Annotated in this window: 12 protein-coding genes; 4 read left to right on the top strand and 8 right to left on the bottom strand. The window is 62.1% G+C overall.

Features of this window, described 5'->3' with window-relative positions; genetic code table 11:
- Positions 1 to 317: 317 nt before the first annotated feature.
- From AC07OV_RS28595 to glnE, 8 genes are all read right to left on the bottom strand, one after another.
- Positions 318 to 1751 (bottom strand): lipopolysaccharide kinase InaA family protein, encoded by a 1434-nt coding sequence (locus AC07OV_RS28595; protein WP_495093469.1) that lies wholly within the window; start codon positions 1749 to 1751, stop codon positions 318 to 320.
- Positions 1751 to 2503 carry a lipopolysaccharide kinase InaA family protein gene (locus tag AC07OV_RS28590; RefSeq protein WP_494998988.1) on the bottom strand — a complete coding sequence of 251 codons (753 nt, stop codon included), beginning with the start codon at positions 2501 to 2503 and terminating at the stop codon, positions 1751 to 1753. The genes AC07OV_RS28595 and AC07OV_RS28590 overlap by 1 nt, the downstream gene beginning before the upstream one ends.
- Positions 2500 to 3234 carry a lipopolysaccharide kinase InaA family protein gene (locus AC07OV_RS28585; protein ID WP_495093468.1) on the bottom strand — a complete coding sequence of 245 codons (735 nt, stop codon included), beginning with the start codon at positions 3232 to 3234 and terminating at the stop codon, positions 2500 to 2502. Before AC07OV_RS28585 ends, AC07OV_RS28590 begins: the two co-directional genes overlap by 4 nt.
- On the bottom strand, positions 3234 to 4040 hold the full coding sequence (gene rfaP, locus AC07OV_RS28580) for a lipopolysaccharide core heptose(I) kinase RfaP (RefSeq protein WP_495093467.1): 807 nt from the start codon (positions 4038 to 4040) through the stop codon (positions 3234 to 3236). Before rfaP ends, AC07OV_RS28585 begins: the two co-directional genes overlap by 1 nt.
- A complete protein-coding gene (locus AC07OV_RS28575) occupies positions 4037 to 5161 on the bottom strand; it encodes a glycosyltransferase family 4 protein (protein ID WP_495093466.1) in 1125 nt (374 codons plus the stop codon). Before AC07OV_RS28575 ends, rfaP begins: the two co-directional genes overlap by 4 nt.
- Complete coding sequence (gene waaC, locus AC07OV_RS28570) at positions 5161 to 6222, bottom strand: lipopolysaccharide heptosyltransferase I (protein ID WP_495093465.1); 1062 nt, start codon at positions 6220 to 6222, stop codon at positions 5161 to 5163. The genes AC07OV_RS28575 and waaC overlap by 1 nt, the downstream gene beginning before the upstream one ends.
- Before the next feature lies 1 nt (position 6223).
- Entirely contained in the window at positions 6224 to 7258 is a 1035-nt protein-coding gene (gene waaF, locus AC07OV_RS28565) for a lipopolysaccharide heptosyltransferase II (protein ID WP_495093464.1), read from the bottom strand.
- Positions 7259 to 7420: 162 nt separating this feature from the next.
- On the bottom strand, positions 7421 to 10360 hold the full coding sequence (glnE, locus tag AC07OV_RS28560; RefSeq protein WP_494998984.1) for a bifunctional [glutamate--ammonia ligase]-adenylyl-L-tyrosine phosphorylase/[glutamate--ammonia-ligase] adenylyltransferase: 2940 nt from the start codon (positions 10358 to 10360) through the stop codon (positions 7421 to 7423).
- A gap of 382 nt (positions 10361 to 10742) precedes the next feature.
- Here glnE and aceE point away from each other — a divergent pair, with 382 nt between their 5' ends.
- The 4 genes from aceE (at position 10743) to msrA (ending at position 18760) form a co-directional block, all read left to right on the top strand.
- Positions 10743 to 13388: a pyruvate dehydrogenase (acetyl-transferring), homodimeric type gene (gene aceE, locus AC07OV_RS28555; RefSeq protein ID WP_176997185.1), complete on the top strand. Its 2646-nt coding sequence runs from the start codon at positions 10743 to 10745 to the stop codon at positions 13386 to 13388.
- An 11-nt stretch (positions 13389 to 13399) separates the two neighbouring features.
- Positions 13400 to 15040 (top strand): dihydrolipoyllysine-residue acetyltransferase, encoded by a 1641-nt coding sequence (gene aceF / locus AC07OV_RS28550; protein WP_494998983.1) that lies wholly within the window; start codon positions 13400 to 13402, stop codon positions 15038 to 15040.
- Between the two features lie 305 nt (positions 15041 to 15345).
- Positions 15346 to 18039 (top strand): putative bifunctional diguanylate cyclase/phosphodiesterase, encoded by a 2694-nt coding sequence (locus AC07OV_RS28545; protein WP_494998982.1) that lies wholly within the window; start codon positions 15346 to 15348, stop codon positions 18037 to 18039.
- 73 nt (positions 18040 to 18112) lie between these two features.
- Positions 18113 to 18760: a peptide-methionine (S)-S-oxide reductase MsrA gene (gene msrA / locus AC07OV_RS28540; protein ID WP_178918626.1), complete on the top strand. Its 648-nt coding sequence runs from the start codon at positions 18113 to 18115 to the stop codon at positions 18758 to 18760.
- The last annotated feature ends 113 nt before the right edge of the window (positions 18761 to 18873 follow it).

Genomic DNA, 18873 nt, shown 5'->3' with positions numbered 1-18873 from the left:
AGCCGGCTCCTACGGGGGTTTTGTGTTTGGCCGCTGGTGTGTGATCGACACCGAGTACATGTGGGAGCTGGCTTGCCGGCGATGGCAGTTTCAAATATTGCGGCGTTGTTGCGGGCCACATCGCCGGCAAGCCGGCTCCTACGGGGGTTTTGTGTTTGGCCGCTGGTGTGTGATCGACACCGAGTACATGTGGGAGCTGGCTTGCCTGCGATGCAGGCACCTCGGTGTTTCAGATGTACCGAGCTGATGCTATCGCAGCGGTGCGGCGATCCGACAAGCCAGCTCCCACAGTTGGATCGTGTACTGGCGAATCAGAGCTACTTGGGCAGGCGTTGATCGATCAGTTGGTACAACGCGCTGTTCTCAGGCCAGTTGCGCATGAACCGCGCGCGGTCCTTGGCGTACGCCGGGGCGAAGCTGGTATCGGAGCTGTGTTGGCGCATGGCGTCCAGGTCGATCAGGGACCATCGGTCCTTGTCCCAGAACAGGTTATGGCCCTTGAAATCGCCATGACTGATGCGCTCGCGGATCAGCTCGGCGAATAAGTGATCCAGGGCCAGCAGTTCATTTTCCGGCGCGGCGCCGCTTTCGACGTAGGGCGCAAAACGCTCGATGATGTCCGGCCCCGCGATCAATTCCGTCACCAGATAGGCGCGGCTGCGCAGCCAGAAGAAGCGTTTTTCCAGCACGGCCAGCGGCTTGGGCGTGGCGATGCCAAGGAACGCCAGGCGATTGCCCTCGCGCCAGGAATGCCAGGCGCGGCTCGGGCGCCAGAAGCGCTTGAGCCAATGGACGAACCCTTTGATGTTGTAGCGTTTGATAACCAGCGAGCGCCCCGCCACGTCGGTCTTGGCCACCGTCGCGGCACCACCGGTCTTGAAGAGGTGGCCGCTGTCGAGCAACGTGTCAGCCTGCTCCAGCACCGGCAGCATGGCGGCTTCTTCATCACGGCGGACCGCACGCAATGCAAACGGCCCACGCACCACGCTGAACAGCGTGCACTCGCGGCCGACTTTGCTCAGGAAGTCCTTCAGGCGCCAGGCGCTGACCTTGCGCACCTGTTTTTCCAAGGCCTCAAGCGGCAAGGCATGTTCACCGTTGGCCAGCAGGTAATACACCAGCAGCTCTTCGGTAAACGGCTCGAGGTTCTTCGGCAACTGGGCAAAAAACACCCCGAGGTTTTCCAGTACGCGGTTGCGCGACAGCGGCTTGCCGGCCTCTTCGACGCGAATCCCTGCGCCATCGATCAAATACAGCTTGCCGCCTTGGCGCAGCAGGTTGTCCAGGTGCAGGTCTTCCTGCCACAGGCCCTGGGTATGCATCTGGGCAATCGCACCCAACGCCTCGGCGAGCACGGCGGTTTGTTCGTCAGCCAAGGGCGGCAGGTGTTCGACAGTGTGCCAGGCATCGGCCAGGCTCTCGGCACCTTCGATAAATTCGAACAGCAGCCAACCGCCCTCACCTTCCTGCAGACCATCGGCCAGCAGCAACGGTGTGGTCAGGCCTTGTTCGGCCAGCAGACGCACACCGCTGAGCTCACGCTGAAAATGCCGCGCCGCCTTGCTGCCCACCAGCAACTTGGCCAGCACCGGACGGCCGCGCCAGACGGCCGCGCCCACATAACGCTCGCCGGGCAGCACGCGCAGCAGGCTGAGCAGTTGCAACTGACCAGGGCCCGCCGCATCGGCAAGCTCAATCGTCAGCGGCAAACTCGGGGTACGACCGGCGGTTTTCAGCTCGGACAAACGCATCAACGGTTTTCCTTGTGGCTACGGCGGGCGCTCAAGCGCTGGTACCACGTGGCGACCAGCGAGCTGTCCGCAGGTTGCTCCAGGTACGCCGCCAACAGCTGACGCACCTGCGCATCCGACCATTGTGGCGCGCGACGCAACAACGGTTCCAAATCCTTGACCCGGTCACGCCAGCCAAAGAGCAGCGGGCGGGTTTTCTCCAGGTCGATCAACTGCGCGGCATAACCGTCAACCGTCGCCTGCAGGAAAATATGCTTGGGATAAAAACAACCATGCACCTGGCCAACACTGTGCAGTCGGCGCGCAAGCCGACCACAGGCCAGCAGGATCGCGCCGTGCTGGGCATCGCTCAACTGCGGCCATTGTTCCAGCAGGGAATCCAGGTCGTTCCAACCATCCAGCGCACGCGTCAGCAACATTGCGCGGTATTCACCGGCGACCTTGCGCTCGCCGTAGAACGCTGCTTGCAAGGCAGGAATGCCCAACGAGCGGTACCGGCTGATGTTGCGAAACTCGCGGGAAAAACTCGGCTCGCCAAACGGGCGGTGCAAGCTGCGCGTCAGGTAGTTGCTCTGGCGCTTGAGGTAGTAGCCCTGCCCCTCAAGCTCCAGGCGGAACACGCTGCTCCAACCGCCACGGCTGGTGTTGGGCTCATCCACTGCGTCCAATTGCTTGGCCCACAGGGCATCGAAGGTTGCCAGGCCGTTGCGCTCAAGCAGGGCACGGTCTTCGGCCGCCAGGAAATCACTCATTCGCGTCCCTCGAAAAACTTCACCACATGGCGAATTCGCTGTTTGTCCGACGCCGTCAGGTGCGTGCGTTGGCGATATTGCATGTAGAAACGCAGGCGCTGGGTGGCCGACAAGTGATACTTGGCAACCTTGTCCAGGCAAGCCAGGTCTTTGGTGATGCGGTACTTGAGCCAGAAACCGCGCCAGAAATCACCGTTGGGGCAGTCGATCAGGTACAGGGTCTGCTGGTCATCGATCAACAGGTTGCGCCACTTCAAGTCGTTATGGGTGAAGCGATGATCGTGCATGGTGCGGGTGTATTCAGCGAGCTGGCGACTGACCACATTGACCCACTCGGGGTCCTTTAGCCTTGCGTCGCGGCGCTCGGCGAGCGCCGACAAATCCTCGGTTTTAGGCAATTCGCGGGTGATCATCGCACCACGGTCGTACGCCAAACCCTTGCGCTCCAGGCCCCAGGCCACCACGTCGGCGGTGGGAATGCCCCACTTGGCAAAGCGTTTGAGGTTCTGCCACTCGGACTTCACCCGGGGTTTGCCCAGGTAGCGGCGCAGGCCCTTGCCGGCCCCGGTGTAGCGCTTGACGTAATAATTGACGCCGCCCCGCTCCACGCGGATCACTTCTGACAAGGGGTCACGGGTCAGCTGTTCGCCTTGCAGGGCAAACACCGCTTCAAGGGTTCCAAAATCATCCGCCAGGGCAGCGTAGGCCGGTTCCAAATTCCAACCCGCCATCAGATCGCATCCCCCAAGCGTTGTTTGCGCGCGTACAGCTTGTCGGCCTTGCGCTGCAGCAGGCTCAAGGACGCCGATTGCTCGGCCAGGACCTGGCGCAGCGGCTGACGGAAATAGCCCTTCAGGAAACGCAGTTTGTCACGGCGGGTCAGGCCGATTTCCAGGGCCGAGTAATACAGCGCCGACAAGTCCTTGTCGCGCCAGCGCAGCGGCAGATGCGCACGCAACTGGGCACGGTGCAAGTCGATCACCGACAGCTTGATGTGCTTCGCGTCGACAGGTTGCGCGGTGTCCAGCAGGAAGTGGCACAGGTAGCAGTCGCGGTGGTTCACGCCGCCACGGTGCATGTCGCCGACCATGCGCGCCAACTCAAAGGTGAGCGCATGGCGCAGCGCAGGCGCGGGCGGCTCGGCCACCCAGTTGATCGTCAGGTCTTCGAGACTGAGGGTCGGCGCCAGCTCTTCGGTGATGATGAACGAGTGCTGGTCGGCCGGGTTGTTGCCTTTTTCACCGAAAGCCACGCCGGTCATGGTCGGCACACCGAGCTGCTGCAAGCGATGGATCGCTGCCCACTCAAGGCCAGCGCCGAGCACCGGCAACTTGGCGGTGATCAGGTTCTTGAAGATCTCACCCCAGCCGATGCCACGGTGGATCTTCACGAAATACGGCCGGCCCTCCACCACAGTGCGCAACGTGCGGCGCGCCGCCAGTTCACGGAATACTTCGCCTTGCAGCTTCTCGACTTCAGCAAAGGCATCACGCCCGGCCCATAGCGTCTTGAACGGTTCGGCAAGAATCAACTTCATCGGTTCGGCTCCGCCAGAATCACATCCGCAGCGTGCTGCGGCATGCTGTAGAGGTCGGCCGTCTCGGCGAAGGCCAACCCATTGCGGCCCCAGGCCGCGCGCTGTGCAGTGTCGGTGAGCATCTGCGTCAGGTACTCGTTGAGCTGGTTCTGTTCGAACGGCTCATCCAGCACCAGGCCGCTGTCGGCCTCGTTGATGTAGTGGGCATAACCACACACCGCCGAGACCAGTACCGGCAACCCGGCCACCAGGGCTTCGAGCAACACGGTGCCGGTGTTTTCGTTGTACGCCGGGTGAATCAACAGGTCGGCCCCCAGCAGGAAACGCGGGATATCACTGCGGCCCTTGAGGAACTGCACATTGTCCCCCAGGCCCAGTGTGGCGCTTTGCAGTTGGAATACTTTGGGGTCGTCCTGGCCGATTACAAACAGGCGCGTGCGTTTTTTCAGTTCAGCCGGCAGCGCGGCCACGGCCTTGAGGCTGCGATCGACGCCCTTGGTCTTGAAGCCCGAGCCGATCTGCACCAGCAGCAAGTCGTCGTCACCCAGGTTGAATTCCTTGCGAAAACCTTCGCGGATTTCGGCGGCATTCGGCGGTGCGCGACGGTCCTGGGCAATGCCCGGCGGCAGCAGGTGGAAGCGTTCCAGCGGCGTGTCGTAGTGCTTGATGAACAGCGGCTGCTGCACCTCGGAAATCATCAGGACTTCGGTCTTGGCGTCCTTGGCAAACACCGCGCGCTCGTACTCGGCAAAGTGTTTGTAGCGGCCAAAATAGCGGTACAGCGAATGGCGCAGGTTTTGCGCCTTGTCTTCAAAGCAGCCATCGGCGGCGTAGTACACGTCCAGGCCGGGCATCTTGTTAAAGCCGATCAAGCGGTCCACCGGGCGTTTGGCCAGGTCGGCTGCCATCCAGGCACTGAGTTTTTCGTTGCGCCGATGGTTGAAGAACGCCTTGACCGGCGCCACCAGCACTTCGAAGCCGGGAGGGACATCGCCTTCCCAGATGAGCGTGTACACACGAATCTGGTGGCCGCGCTGCTGGCACTCCAGGGCGATGCGCATGAAGTCGCGCTGCAAGCCGCCGAAGGGGAAATATTTGTACAGAACAAAAGCCAGTTGCATCAGTGCAGCTCCTCAGCCAGTAACAACGTGCTCAGCCGGCTTGCCACACGCTCAGGGTTCAGGCGCGTGAAGCACAGGGGCGATTCGCGCTTGATGTCGAACCGACGCAGGTCGTCGGCCGTCGGTTGATAGGTACAGGTTTTTTGCAGGCACGGGGCGCAGGGGAAGTCGCTGGCCAGGTGAATCTGGCCCTTGCCGTAGGCGCCGGTGAGGCCGGGGTTGGTCGGGCCGAACAGGGAGATGGTCGGCACATCCAACGCAGCAGCCAGGTGACCCAGGCCGGTGTCCACCGCCACACAGGCACGGGCACCCGCCAGTACGCGAGCGACGCCAGCGAGGTTCAACTTGGGCAGCACTTCGGCGTTGCTCAAGCCTTTGGCCAGGCGTTCGGCCCGGGCCTTTTCGGCGGCGTTGCCCCACGGCAGCTTGACGTCCACGCCCAGGCGCCCCATGCGCTCGGCCAGCTCTCGCCAGTAGGCTTCGGGCCAGTGCTTGGTGTCCCAGGTGGTGCCGTGCAGCAGCAGCACGAACGGTTTTTTCGGCGGCAGACCGAGCAGTTTGTCGACACTCAGGCCGTAGTCGCCCAGGGCCTTGGGCAGGTCATACCCCAGGGCCACGGCGAACAGCTGGCGCAGACGCTCCACGGCGTGCTGCCCACGGGCCACGGCCAGGCGTCGCGAGTAGAAACGCGCGGCGATGGGTTCGCGGGCGGAGTGCTTATCGAAGCCCGCCACTGGAGCACGCACGTAGCGCGTCAGCCAGGCGCTTTTGAACAAGCCTTGGGCGTCGATCACCAGGTCGTACTTGGTCGACTGAACGCTCTGCTTGAAGCGTCGCCACTCGCCGCTCTTGATGGTTTGCCAGATGTTCTTGCGCCAGCGGCGAATCGCCACCGGGATCACCTTGTCCACCGCAGGGTGCCAGGTGGGGATCTCAGCGAAGCCTTCTTCCACCACCCAGTCGAAACGGATGCCGGGAATCGCCCGCGCCGCATCGGTCAGCGCCGGCAAGGCGTGGATCACATCGCCCAGGGATGAGGTCTTGATTACCAGAACGCGCAAACTATCGGACCTCGACCACAACGCCCTGCAACCGCTGCAAGGCTTCATTCACCGGCTGCGGCAGCAACTGGCGCATGCAGTTGTAGTGGCCAAAACGGCAAGTGCGTTCAAAACACGGGCTGCAGTCCAGGCCCAGGCGCACCACTTCGACCTTATCGGCCAGTGGCGGGGTGAAACCCGGCGAGGTAGAGCCGTACACCGCCACCAACGGGCGGTTCAGCGCTGCAGCCACGTGCATCAGGCCGGAGTCGTTGGACACAACAGAGTCGGCGCAGGACAGCAGGTCGATGGCCTCGGCCAGCGACGTGTCGCCACTGAGGTTCACCGCCTCTTCGCGCAGGCCGGGAATCAGGCGCTGGCGAATGTCTTCGCCCACCGGATGGTCCTTCTTCGAACCGAACAGCCACACTTGCCAGCCTTCGCGGATCTTGGCCTCGGCGACCTTGGCGTAATGCTCGGACGGCCAACGCTTGGATTCGCCGAACTCGGCACCGGGGCACAGGGCCAACACCGGGCGGTCCAGGGTCAGGCCGAACTTGGCCAGCGCCGCGTCGCGGCTGACGGGGTCGATCTGCAGGCTCGGGCGTGGATACGGCTGTGGCAATTCAGCGCCCGGCTCATAGGCCAGGGCCATGAAGCGCTCGATCATCAGCGGGTAGCGCGCCTTGTCCAGGGTGCGCACGTCGTTGAGCAGCACGTAGCGAAACTCGCCACGCCAGCCGGTGCGCTTGGGAATGCCGGCAAAATACGGCACCAGCGCCGACTTGAGCGAGTTGGGCAGCAGGATCGCCTGGTCGTACTGGCCGACCAGGGATTTGCCGATGCGACGGCGGGTCGCCAGCTCCAGCGCGCCATGGCCGAGCGGAAAGCTCAAGGCCTTGCGCACTTCGGGCATGCGCTCAAGGATCGGGCGGCTCCACTCTGGGGCAAGCACGTCGATCTGGCAGTCTGGATGGCGTAGGCGCAGGCACTGGAACAGTGTCTGTGCCATCACCATGTCACCGACCCAACTGGGCCCAACGATCAGAATATTCATGTAGTTTCCACAAACGATACGGGGAGGCTTATGCCTCCCCGCCTCGATAATTTCTGTAGGAGAAGAATGATTGTAGGAGCTGGCTTGCCAGCGATAACGTCCGAACGATCACCATGGATTCCAAGGGCCTCAATCGCCGGCAAGCCGGCTCCTACAGTTGACTCAACTTAACCCCAGTTCTTTCCAGATTCGCATCACCTGGCGCCGTTCGTCGGCAAACTGATCCCCGGCGACTGTGCCGGCCTCGTTCTGCAGGGCCTGGCGATGCGCGGCGGAACGGTAGGCCTTGTACACCTCACGCAGCAAGTGGGCATCGGCGGCGGGCATCAGCCCGACCTGCTCCAGGCCCTCCAGGATGCGGATATTGTCGGTATAGCGCAGCAACGATGGATGTTGCGCAGACCACGCCAAAGCCGCGTATTGCACCATAAATTCAATATCGACGATACCTCCGGCGTCCTGCTTGAGGTCGAACACCGCCGTGGGCTCGAAGGCATTGGCGCCGGTGCCGGCCGCCGTGGTCTTGGTGCCCAGGTTGTCACGCATCTTGGCGCGCATCTCACTGACTTCCTGGCGCAGCTTCTCCAGGTCACGCTCACGCCCCAGCACGTTGGCCCGCACCTGCTCGAATGCGCGACCCACATCCTGGCTGCCCACCAGCACCCGCGCACGGATCAAGGCCTGATGCTCCCAGGTCCAGGCTTCATTTTGTTGATAGCGGTCAAACGCACCGAGCGAACTCACCAGCAAACCGGATGCGCCGGAAGGACGCAGGCGCATATCCACTTCATAGAGCTGCCCGGAGTTGGTCTGGGTCGTCAGCAAATGAATGATCCGCTGGCCCAGGCGCGTAAAGAATTGCGCACCGTCAATCGGCTTGGCACCGTCGGTTTCGGCCTGCGGGTCGCCGTCATGGATAAACACCAGGTCCAGGTCCGAACCATGCCCCAGTTCGATCCCGCCGACTTTCCCATAACCGACAATGATGAAGCCAGGATCGCACAACGTACCGTCCAGACGTTGCGGCGAGCCATGACGCGCCACAGTCTGGCGCCAGGCCAGGGCCAGCACTTGTTCGAGGATGGCTTCGGCGAGCCAGGTCAGGTAGTCGCTGACCTTCATCAATGGCAGGCTGCCAGCGATTTCCGACGCCGCGACGCGCAGGCGGTGGGCCAGCTTGAAGTGGCGCAGGGCCTCCATCTGCTGCTCAAGGTCATCCTCGGGGATGCGCGTGAGGCGCTCGCGCAATTCGGCGGCGAGTTCCGGCGCCAAGGGCGGCTTGAATAGGCGGCCTTCGTTGAGCAATTCGTCCAGCAACAATGGGAAACGCGTGATCTGTTCGGCGATCCACGGGCTGGCGGCGCACAGGGTCAATAGTCGACGCAGGGCGTCGGGGTTTTCCGTGAGCAGCACCAGATAAGCGGAACGACGGGCGACGGCTTCGACCAGCGGCAGCACACGCTCCAACACCAGGTCCGGGTTGGCATGCTCGACAGCCTGAGCCAACAAACGTGGGATAAACGCATCCAGGCGCTCTCGGCCCAGGCGCTGCATGGCACGCAGCTGCGGGCTGCTGCGCAGGCTGGTCAAGGCTTTCAGGGCTTTGGGCGCGTCGGTAAAGCCACCCTCGGCCAACTGACGACAGGCAGCGTCTTCATCTTGGGATTCTTCCCACAGCGGCAACCACTCACCACCCACAACCAGTTCGCTTTCTTCACCCTCTTCTTCATCCGGGTCGGCGATGACCTGGCGGAAATGCCAGTCGATGCGGCCGCGCCAGTCCATCAGGCGCTCATGGAAGCTCGCCCAATCGGCAAAACCCAGCATAAAGGCAATGCGCGCCTGGTCCTCGGGACTGTCGGGGAGCATCTGGGTCTGACGGTCGGCAATCGCCTGGATAGCGTGTTCGGTGTAGCGCAGGAACTCATAGCCATTGCGCAACTCGGCGATCACCGCCGGCGGCAGGTAGCCTTGGCCTTCCAGGGTGCCGAGCACTTTGAGCAGTGGCCGTTGCTGCAGGCTGAGGTCGCGGCCGCCGTGGATCAGTTGGAACGCCTGGGCGATGAACTCCACTTCGCGAATACCGCCCGCCCCCAGCTTGATGTTGTCGGCCATGCCCTTGCGCCGCACTTCCTGCTGGATCAGCTGCTTCATGGTGCGCAGCGCTTCGATGGCGGAAAAGTCCAGGTAACGGCGGTAGACGAACGGTCGCAGCATGTCGAGCAACTGCGCGCCGGCCACCTGGTCACCGGCCACTACGCGCGCCTTGATCATGGCGTAGCGTTCCCAGTCCCGGCCCTGGTCCTGGTAGTACTGCTCCAGCGCGTTGAAGCTGAGCACCAACGCGCCGGCCGAGCCGTAGGGGCGCAGGCGCATGTCGACCCGGAATACAAAGCCGTCGACGGTCATCGGATCGAGGGCCTTGATCAATTTTTGACCCAAGCGAATGAAAAATTCCTGGTTGTCCAGGGCGCGCTTGATCCCCACGGTTTCGCCGCCTTCGGGGTAGGCGAAGATCAGGTCAATGTCGGAAGAGAGGTTCAGTTCCACGGCGCCGAGCTTGCCCATGCCGAGGATGACCATGTGCTGCGGCTCGCCGCTGCGCCGACCAGTGGGCGTACCGAACTGCACGCAGTGGCGCTGGTACAGCCATTGGTAGGCCTGGTCGATGCTGGCGTCGGCCATGTCGGAGAGGTCACGGCAGGTTTGCACCAGGTCAGCCTGGCGCGTCAGGTCGCGCCAGATGATGCGCACCTGCTGGCGGGTGCGCTGGCGACGCAGCACACGGCCCAACTCATCTTCTGTTTCGGCCTGTTGCACGGCGGCGGCGATCTGCCCGCACAGCTCGTCGGGCGCAAAGCCGCGGTCCAACTCACCCCAGGCCACTAGCTCGAGCAACATCAAAGGGTCACGAAGGCTCTGTTCAATGACGAAATCACTGGCGGCGCACACGCGGGCGAAGTCGGCCCACCGTTGCGGCGTCCACGCAGAAAGTCCATGATCGTCGTCCAGCGCGGCCACTGCGTCACGAAATGACTGCTCGGCCCGCTGGGCAAAAGGCAAGAGAACGGCCGGCAGTTCGGCCAGCGTGGGAAGGCTCATGGTCTATCCTTGTTCGGCGCGTAAAAGGCGTGTTGCCGTGAAGGCAAGAACCACGCTTGGTGAAGGACTGTCGAACAAAGGTTAGAAATAGCTGAAATTAATTTCATTTTGGCAGCCAGCATCAAACTTTCACCTTTTCTTGTTCGCAAAAGATCAACAATAACGATTATGCTCACCAGCCAGACCGAGCCATACGCTCAGTCTTGTGTAGTTTTACTACTCGTATATACATTCGAAAGGCTGAAATGGCCGACGATTTGTAGTAAAACTACAGGACGCCGAAGCAACCTTCGGCCATCCAAGAATTTATGTCGTCTGCCCACAAGGCCAGTCGCAAACTCAGGCAACCGATTCTGGTAGCCTTTCCGCCCTGGAGCAAGCCATGCAAGACCTCGATCCCGTCGAAACCCAGGAATGGCTGGACGCCCTGGAATCGGTTCTCGACAAAGAAGGCGAAGACCGTGCTCACTACCTGATGACCCGTATGGGCGAACTCGCGACCCGCAGCGGCTCGCAACTGCCCTACGCCATCACCACTCCATACCGCAACACCATCCCCGTTACCCACGAAGCACGCATGCCTGGCGACCTGTTCATGGAACGCCGCATTCGCTCGCTGGTACGTTGGAACGCCATGGCGATGGTAATGCGCACGAACTTGAAAGATTCGGACCTGGGCGGTCACATCTCCAGCTTCGCTTCCAGCGCAACCCTGTATGACATCGGCTTCAACTACTTCTTCCAGGCCCCGACCGACGAACACGGCGGCGACCTGATCTACTTCCAGGGCCACACCTCCCCAGGCGTTTACGCCCGTGCGTTCATGGAAGGCCGCATCACCGAAGAACACATGAACAACTTCCGCCAGGAAGTGGACGGTAACGGCCTGTCGTCGTACCCGCACCCTTGGCTGATGCCTGATTTCTGGCAGTTCCCGACTGTATCCATGGGCTTGGGCCCGATCCAGGCGATCTACCAGGCTCGCTTCATGAAGTACCTGGAAGCCCGTGGCTTCATCCCTGAAGGCAAGCAGAAAGTCTGGTGCTTCCTGGGCGACGGCGAGTGCGACGAGCCAGAATCCCTGGGCGCCATTTCCCTGGCCGGCCGCGAGAAGCTGGATAACCTGATCTTCGTCATCAACTGCAACCTGCAGCGCCTCGACGGCCCGGTTCGCGGCAACGGCAAGATCATCCAGGAACTCGAAGGCGTGTTCCGCGGTGCTCAGTGGAACGTGACCAAAGTCATCTGGGGCCGTTTCTGGGACCCACTGCTGGCCAAAGACGTCGACGGTATCCTGCAACGTCGCATGGACGAAGTCATCGACGGCGAGTACCAGAACTACAAGGCCAAAGACGGCGCATTCGTGCGTGAACACTTCTTCAACACGCCTGAACTCAAGGCGATGGTTGCAGACCTGTCCGACGACGAGATCTGGAAACTCAACCGTGGCGGCCACGACCCGTACAAGGTCTACGCGGCGTACCACGAAGCGGTAAACCACAAAGAACAACCGACCGTCATCCTGGCCAAGACCATCAAGGGTTATGGCACCGGTGCCGGCGAAGCGAAGAACACAGCGCACAACACCAAGAAAGTCGATGTCGACAGCCTGAAGTTGTTCCGCGACCGCTTCGACATCCCGGTCAAGGACGAAGAGCTGGAGAACCTGCCGTTCTTCAAGCCAGAGCCGAACAGCGCCGAGGCCCGTTACCTGGCCGAGCGCCGCGCCGCACTGGGTGGTTTCGTACCACAGCGTCGCGCCAACAGCTTCAGCGTACCGACGCCAGACCTGAGCACCCTCAAGGCCATCCTCGACGGCTCGGGCGACCGTGAAATCTCCACCACCATGGCTTTCGTGCGCATCCTGGCGCAGCTGGTCAAGGACAAGGACATCGGCCCGCGCATCGTGCCGATCATCCCGGACGAAGCCCGTACCTTCGGTATGGAAGGCATGTTCCGTCAGTTGGGCATCTACTCCTCCGTCGGCCAGCTCTACGAGCCAGTCGATAAAGACCAGGTGATGTTCTACAAGGAAGACAAGAAGGGCCAGATCCTCGAAGAAGGCATCAACGAAGCGGGCGCCATGAGTTCCTTCATCGCTGCCGGTACTTCGTACTCCAGCCACAACCAGCCGATGCTGCCGTTCTACATCTTCTACTCGATGTTCGGCTTCCAGCGTATTGGCGACCTGGCGTGGGCAGCAGGCGACAGCCGTACCCGTGGCTTCCTGATCGGCGGCACCGCCGGCCGTACCACGCTGAACGGCGAAGGCCTGCAACACGAAGACGGTCACAGCCACATCCTGGCTGCCACCATCCCGAACTGCCGCACCTTTGATCCAACCTACGGCTATGAGCTGGCGGTGATCATCCAGGACGGCATGAAGAAGATGACCGAAGAGCAGCAGGACGTTTTCTACTACATCACCGTGATGAACGAGTCCTACCAGCAGCCTGCAATGCCGGCTGGCGTGGAAGAAGGCATCATCAAGGGCATGTACCTGCTCGAAGAAGACACCAAGGAAGCAGCGCACCACGTGCAGCTGATGGGCTCCGGCACCATCCTGCGCGAAGTGCGTGAAGCGGCGAAGATCCTGCGTGAAGAGTTCAACGTTGGCGCTGACGTGTGGAGCGTAACCAGCTTCAACGAACTGCGTCGCGACGGCCTGGCCGTAGAGCGTCACAACCGCCTGCACCCTGGTCAGAAGCCACAGCGCACCTTCGTTGAAGAGTGCCTGACCGGCCGTAAAGGCCCAGTGATCGCTTCGACCGACTACATGAAACTGTTTGCTGAACAAATTCGCCAATGGGTCCCGTCCAAGGAATTCAAAGTCCTGGGCACCGACGGTTTCGGCCGCAGTGACAGCCGCAAGAAGCTGCGTCACTTCTTCGAAGTTGACCGTCACTTCGTGGTGTTGGCAGCCCTGGAAGCCTTGGCTGACCGTGGTGAGATCGAACCTAAGGTGGTAGCAGACGCTATCGTCAAGTTCGGGATCAACCCGGAAAAACGCAACCCACTGGACTGCTGAGGAGACTTTTTGTGAGCGAACTCATTCGCGTACCTGACATCGGCAGCGGTGAAGGTGAAGTAATCGAGCTGTTTGTGAAGGTCGGCGACACCGTCGAAGCCGACCAGAGCATCCTGACCCTGGAATCGGACAAGGCGAGCATGGAAATCCCTGCTCCCAAGGCCGGCGTGGTCAAGAGCTTGAAAGTGAAGTTGGGCGACCGCCTGAAAGAAGGCGACGAACTGCTTGAGCTGGAAATCGAAGGTGCCGCTGATGCGGCCCCTGCGGCGGCTCCTGCTGCCGCTGCTGCACCCGCGCCGGCTGAAAAGCCTGCTGCTGCCGAGGCCCCTGCGGCCCCGGCTGCTGCTCCGGCCGCAGCCTCTGTCCAGGACATCCACGTCCCGGACATCGGTTCGTCGGGCAAGGCCAAGATCATCGAGCTGCTGGTCAAGGTCGGCGACACCGTCGAAGCCGACCAGTCGCTGATCACCCTGGAGTCCGACAAGGCCTCCATGGAAATCCCTTCGCCGGCTGCTGGCGTGGTGGAAAGCATCGCTGTCAAGCTGGAAGACGAAGTCGGCACTGGCGACTTCATCCTCAAGCTGAAAGTACAAGGCGCTGCCCCGGCCGCTGCACCTGCACCTGCCGCCGCGCCGGCTGCCAAGGCTGAAGCGGCTCCGGCCGCCGCCCCTGCACCTGCTGCAAAAGCCGAGGCCGCACCGGCCCCTGCTGCTGCCGCACCTGCGCCAAGCGGTGCCAAGGTTCACGCTGGCCCTGCCGTGCGTCAATTGGCCCGCGAGTTCGGCGTTGAGCTGAGCGCTGTCGCAGCCAGCGGTCCTCACGGCCGTGTGCTGAAGGAAGACGTGCAGGCTTACGTCAAAGCCATGATGCAGAAAGCCAAGGAAGCGCCGGCTGCTGGCGGCGCTACCGGTGGTTCGGGCATTCCGCCGATCCGCACCGTCGACTTCAGCCGCTTCGGTGAAATCGAAGAAGTGCCGATGACCCGCCTGATGCAAATCGGCGCGGCCGGCCTGCACGCCAGCTGGCTGAACATCCCGCATGTGACTCAGTTCGACCAGGCCGACATCACCGACCTGGAAGCTTTCCGCGTTGCGCAGAAAGCCGTGGCTGAAAAAGCCGGCGTGAAACTGACCGTGCTGCCACTGCTGCTCAAGGCCTGTGCGCACCTGCTCAAGGAACTGCCGGACTTCAACGCTTCGCTGGCGCCAAGCGGCAAGGCGATCATCCGCAAGAAGTACGTGCACATCGGCTTTGCCGTCGACACCCCGGATGGCCTGCTGGTACCGGTCATCAAGAACGTCGACCAGAAGAGCCTGCTGCAACTTGCCGCTGAAGCCGCTGCACTGGCTGCCAAGGCCCGCGACAAGAAGCTCACGCCGGACGACATGCAGGGCGCCTGCTTCACCATCTCCAGCCTCGGTCACATTGGCGGCACTGGCTTCACGCCAATCGTCAACGCGCCGGAAGTGGCGATCCTGGGTGTGTCCAAGGCCACTATCCAGCCAGTCTGGGACGGTAAAGCGTTCCAGCCGAAGCTGATGTTGCCACTGTCGCTGTCCTACGATCACCGTGTGATCAACGGCGCCGCTGCTGCTCGCTTCACGCAGCGCCTGAGCCAACTGCTCAACGACATCCGCACCATCCTGCTGTAAGCCACAACGGGCCTCCCCTTCACCGGGGAGGCCCTGTTACACCGATTTCCGAGCGCCACGCTCGTACCTCAACCCCGCCACTTGGCGGGGCTTTTTTTGCCTGTTTGTTAGACAAGAAAACCGGGCTTGTACACCTTCCATCACCCCGATTGCAGAAATCCCCCGAGCAGCCGATAACCCCCTTATAGCACTTAGCCTTCATCCTCTCTTGTCAGCCCGCGCCGCATGATGCAACCTTGCCGCAGGCAACAGAAAAGAGGGCGTGAGCCCGGCGCCGTGCGCGTAATTTCAAGTGAGTTCCCCCCATGAAAAGCCAACCCGATGTCGCCCGTATGGCGGCCGAGGTCGTGACGCAGTTACCGGTGCCTTCGCGCCTCGGTATGTTGCGTTTCGAGCGGCTTAATGAGGCGAGTTGGGCCCTGCTGTACCTCGACCCCAATTGCGAGCGCCAATTCGGCCTGCCGGCGGTCGAGCTCTGCGCCCTGATCGGCACCCCTTACGCCAGCCTGATGGAACCTCAGGCGCGGTATCAGTTGCACGACACCATTCAGCAACAACTGACCCAGAGCCCCCATTACCTGGTGCGCTACACCCTGCACACCAGCGACGGCCCCCTGAGCCTGCTGGAAATGGGCGAAGCCTACAAACAACACAATCGTCACCTGTTGCGCGGCTACCTGATGGTGGTCGACGGCCTGTTCAGCGAAATGCCCTACGTGGCCCCGAGCGCCGACCTGGAAAACCAGAACAGCCGCCTGCAGATCGCCCTGGAGCTCAACCAGCGCGCCCAACAGGAACAACTGCAGCACCTGGAGCGGGTGCGCGCCCAGCAGGAGCTGATCCTGCTGCTGGCCCGCCAGCGCTACACCACCAACAATTCGCTGCAGGAAGCCGCCGAGCTGATCACCCGCAGCGCCTGCGATATCTATGAGATCGATTGCGCCAGCATCTGGAACCTCGAAGGGCAGCGCCTGGTGCCGATCTCGGCCTATCGCCGTGCCGACCAGCAGTACCATCTGCCCGAAGCGATCGACGCCAGCGGCTTCCCGGATTACCTCGAAGCCCTGCAAACCAGCCGCGCCATCGACGCCACCAATGCCCTGCGTGACCCGCGCACCCGGGAAATGGCCGAGAGCCTGCGCGACAAAGACATCCACGCGATGCTCGACGCCAGTATCCGCGTCGACGGCCAAGTCGTCGGCGTGTTGTGCCTGGAACAGGCCGGCAGCCCGCGCGCATGGCAGGCGGACGAAATCGCGTTTGCCGGCGAGCTGGCCGACCAGTTTGCGCTGGTGATCAACAACCACAACCGCCGCACTGCCACCAGCGCCCTGCACCTGTTCCAGCGTGCCGTGGAGCAAAGCGCCAACGCCTTTCTGCTGGTCAACTGCGACGGCGTGGTGGAGTACGTCAACCCGAGCTTTACCGCGATCACCCAGTACAGTGCCGAAGAGGTCCACGGCCACCGCCTGGCGCAACTGCCGGCGCTGGAGAACCTCAGCGAGTTGCTGTTCGATGCGCCGTCGAGCCTGGCCAAGAGCAACAGCTGGCAGGGTGAGTTCAAGAGCCGGCGCAAGAACCTGGAACCCTACTGGGGCCAGTTGTCGATTTCCAAGGTGTATGGCGACAACCGCGAGTTGACCCACTACATCGGTATCTACGAAGACATCACCCAGACCAAGCTGGCGCAACAGCGCATCGAACGCCTGGCCTACACCGACAACCTGACCAACCTGGGCAATCGCCCGGCGTTCATCCGCAACCTGGATGAACGCTTTGCCCGCGACAGCGACAGCCCGATCAGCCTGCTGCTGGTGGACATCGACAACTTCAAGCGGATCAACGACAGCCTCGGCCACCAGACCGGCGACAAGCTGCTGATCAGCCTGGCGCGCCGCTTGCGTAACAGCTTGAGCGCGGGCGGCAGCCTGGCGCGTTTTGCCAGTAACGAATTTGCCGTGCTGCTGGACGACACCGACCTTGAGAGCGGCCAGCAGGTTGCCAGCCAATTGCTGACGACCCTCGACAAGCCGATGTTCGTCGACAACCAATTGATCAGTGTCACCGGCTCCGTGGGCCTGGCCTGTGCACCGCTGCATGGCCGCGACCCGCAGACCCTGATGCGTAACGCGGGCCTGGCCCTGCACAAGGCCAAGGCCAACGGCAAACACCAAGTGCAGGTGTTTACCGAAGCGCTGAACGCCGAGGCCAGCTACAAGCTGTTCGTGGAAAACAACCTGCGCCGTGCCCTGACGCAGAACGAACTGGACGTGTTCTACCAGCCCAAGCTGTGCCTGCGCAGCGGTCGCCTGCTGGGCATGGAAGCGCTGCTGCGCTGGAACCATCCGGAAAAGGGCATGATCCGCCCCGACCAGTTCATCAGCGTGGCCGAAGAGACCGGGCTGATCATCCCGATCGGCAAGTGGATAGCGCGCCAGGCCTGCCGCATGAGCAAGCAACTGAGCGCCGGTGGCATGGGCAATCTGCAGGTGGCGATCAACCTGTCGCCCAAGCAGTTCTCCGACCCTGACCTGGTGGCCTCGATCGCCACGATCCTCAAGGAAGAACAACTGCCGGCCAGCCTGCTGGAGCTGGAGCTGACCGAAGGCCTGCTGCTGGAAGCCACCGAAGACACGCGCTTGCAGCTTGACCAATTGAAGAGCTTTGGCCTGACCCTGGCCATGGACGACTTCGGCACGGGTTACTCGTCGCTGAGCTACCTGAAAAAATTCCCCATCGACATCATCAAGATCGATCGCAGCTTTATCCACGAGATCCCGGACAACCAGGACGACATGGAAATCACCTCGGCGGTGATCGCCATGGCCCACAACCTCAAGCTCAAGGTGGTGGCCGAAGGTGTCGAAACCTCCGAGCAACTGGCGTTCCTGCGCCGGCACCGTTGCGACGTGGGCCAGGGCTACCTGTTCGACCGGCCTATCCCCGGTGGGGAGCTGCTGGAGAAGCTTAAACGCTACCCACGCGGGCCAATCGCCTGACAGCGCTGTAACACTCGGGCACACTGCCTGTCTGAATATTTACCGCTAACTCAACCTGACGAGAGGACTGATCATGGTCTTGCGCTCGGAAATTCTGGTGAACAAAAACGTGCTGCCTACTCAAGAACAAGCTTTGCCTGGCCGTGAAACGCCGATGGCACTGCCAGAGACACATTTCGTCAACGGCAACCCACTGCTCGGTCCGTTCCTCGATGACGTCGGCTTTGCCATCTTCGGCCTGGGCTGCTTCTGGGGCGCCGAGCGGCGGTTCTGGCAGCGTGATGGCGTGGTCAGCACGGTGGTGGGTTATGCCGGTGGCTACACGCCGAACCCGACCTATGAAGAAGTCTGCTCAGGCCTGACCGGCCACAGCGAAGTGGTGCTGGTGGTGTACGACCAGGCCAAGGTGAAATACGAAGACCTGCTGAAGATGTTCTGGGAACTGCACAACCCCACCCAGGGCATGCGCCAGGGCAACGACATTGGCAGCCAGTACCGCTCGGTGATCTACGCGACCACGCCGGAACAACTGGCAGCAGCGCAGGCCAGTGCCGAGGCGTATCAGGGTGAACTGACCAAGGCCGGTTTGGGTGTGATCACCACGGAAATCGAAGAAGCGCCGACGGTGTACTTCGCCGAGGCGTATCACCAGCAGTACCTGGCGAAGAACCCGCAGGGCTATTGCGGGATTGGTGGTACAGGTGTGACCTGCCCGATCTAAGCGGCACGTTTTAATACCTGGCGGCCACCGCGCCCACTGTAGGAGCACGGGGGGGGGGGGGGGGGGGGGGGGGGGGGGGGGGGGGGGGGGGGGGGGGGGGGGGGGGGGGGGGG

Source organism: Pseudomonas sp. GW821-FHT09A09 (assembly GCF_059418405.1).
The sequence above is the reverse complement of the archived record's forward strand: the minus strand, read 5'-3'. Positions and strand labels throughout refer to the sequence as shown.

Coding starts and splice junctions, on each gene's coding strand:
- AC07OV_RS28585 (WP_495093468.1), bottom strand. CDS start 3,234: ATGGCGGGTTGGAATTTGGAACCGGCCTACGCTGCCCTGGCGGATGAT.
- AC07OV_RS28545 (WP_494998982.1), top strand. CDS start 15,346: ATGAAAAGCCAACCCGATGTCGCCCGTATGGCGGCCGAGGTCGTGACG.
- msrA (WP_178918626.1), top strand. CDS start 18,113: ATGGTCTTGCGCTCGGAAATTCTGGTGAACAAAAACGTGCTGCCTACT.
- AC07OV_RS28590 (WP_494998988.1), bottom strand. CDS start 2,503: ATGAGTGATTTCCTGGCGGCCGAAGACCGTGCCCTGCTTGAGCGCAAC.
- aceE (WP_176997185.1), top strand. CDS start 10,743: ATGCAAGACCTCGATCCCGTCGAAACCCAGGAATGGCTGGACGCCCTG.
- glnE (WP_494998984.1), bottom strand. CDS start 10,360: ATGAGCCTTCCCACGCTGGCCGAACTGCCGGCCGTTCTCTTGCCTTTT.
- rfaP (WP_495093467.1), bottom strand. CDS start 4,040: ATGAAGTTGATTCTTGCCGAACCGTTCAAGACGCTATGGGCCGGGCGT.
- AC07OV_RS28595 (WP_495093469.1), bottom strand. CDS start 1,751: ATGCGTTTGTCCGAGCTGAAAACCGCCGGTCGTACCCCGAGTTTGCCG.
- AC07OV_RS28575 (WP_495093466.1), bottom strand. CDS start 5,161: ATGCAACTGGCTTTTGTTCTGTACAAATATTTCCCCTTCGGCGGCTTG.
- waaF (WP_495093464.1), bottom strand. CDS start 7,258: ATGAATATTCTGATCGTTGGGCCCAGTTGGGTCGGTGACATGGTGATG.